We start from the raw sequence: 1,495 nt of genomic DNA, 5'->3' as shown, positions 1-1,495 counted from the left end.
CAGACTGCTGACAAAGTCCTCGCCATTGGCGGGGGCTTTTGATTCCATGGGGGATGCTTCGCAAACCCTCACCGCAACAGACTTCGATCGAGATGGTCAGTCTCGACGGTCTGGTTCCGAAGGATCACCTGCTTCGCAAGATCGACGCGGTGATCGATTTCTCGTTCATCCACGAACGGGTCGCCGGACTGTATTGCTCGGACAACGGCCGGCCGCCGCTCGATCCGACGCTGATGTTCAAGGCGCTGTTCATCGGCTACCTGTTCGGCATCCGGTCGGAGCGGCAGTTGGTCCGGGAGATCGAGGTCAATGTCGCCTATCGTTGGTTTTTGGGGCTGAAGCTGACTGATCCGGTGTTCGACGCCTCGACGCTGAGCCAGAACCGGCGGCGGCGCTACAACGACACATCTGTAGCGCAGGACATCTTCGATGCGATCGTGACGCAGGCGATCGCCAAGGGGCTGGTCGACGGCACGGTGCTCTACACCGACTCCACGCATCTGAAGGCCAACGCCAACAAGAACCGCTACGACACGGCGGTGGTTGCCAAGTCGAGGGCCGATTACTGGGAGGATCTGGACGCCGCGATCGAGGAGGACCGCGCGGCGCACGGCAAGAAGCCATTGCCACAGAAGGAACGTCGGCCGGTCGAGAAAGAAACCAAGGTCTCGCGCACCGATCCGGATGCCGGCTACATGGTGCGGGAGGGCAAGCCGAAGGGCTTCTTCTATCTCGACCATCGCACCGTCGATGGCCGGCTCGGGATCATCACCGATACACACGCCACGCCGGCCAACGTCCACGACTCGATCGTCTATCTCGGCCGGCTCGATCGCCAACGGCAACGCTTCGGCTTTGAGGTCGCCGCCGTCGGTCTCAACGCCGGCTATGCCACCTCAGGCATCGCCCACGGCCTGGAACAGCGCAACATTCCGGGCGTCATCGGCTATCGCCGGCCAACCCCGCCGCGGCCCGGCATGATGCCGAACAAGGCCTTCACCTACGAGGCGGAGCTGGACGGCTATCGTTGCCCGCAGGGGCAATTGCTCGGCTACGCCACTACCGACCGCACCGGCTATCGTCACTACAAGAGCGATCCGACGATCTGCAAAACCTGTCCGATGCTGTCCTCGTGCACATCGAACCGCAACGCCGTTCGACTGATCACCCGCCACGTCTGGGCCGAGGCTCGCGAGCGCACCGACGCCAATCGCCTAACGCCCTGGGGCAAGCGCATCTACAAACGCCGCAAGGAGACTGTCGAACGCTCCTTTGCCGACGCCAAGCAGCTCCATGGCCACCGCTATGCGCGCTTCAGAGGCCTAGTGGCCCTCAAATGCCAGTGCCTGCTTGCCGCCGCCGCCCAGAACATCAAGAAAATCGCCCTGGCGCTGGCACCCAAGCCGATCCCAGCGCCAGCCTGAGACACCGGGCGCTGCGCCACTCGCCAAAAATAAAACCCCGCCGAAAATCGACGGGGTTTGTCAGCGGTCTG

At 62.9% G+C, this 1,495-nt stretch carries 1 protein-coding gene; it reads left to right on the top strand.

Going from position 1 to position 1,495, the window contains the following annotated elements:
• Window positions 1-53 precede the first annotated feature (53 nt).
• Window positions 54-1,424 carry an IS1182 family transposase gene (locus DWA33_RS24805; RefSeq protein WP_114361129.1) on the top strand — a complete coding sequence of 457 codons (1,371 nt, stop codon included), beginning with the start codon at window positions 54-56 and terminating at the stop codon, window positions 1,422-1,424.
• Window positions 1,425-1,495 lie beyond the last annotated feature (71 nt).

Origin of the sequence: Rhodopseudomonas pentothenatexigens (genome assembly GCF_900218015.1) — a bacterium.
Taxonomy (GTDB): domain Bacteria; phylum Pseudomonadota; class Alphaproteobacteria; order Rhizobiales; family Xanthobacteraceae; genus Rhodopseudomonas; species Rhodopseudomonas pentothenatexigens.
This window is presented reverse-complemented; position numbering and strand designations above follow the sequence as displayed.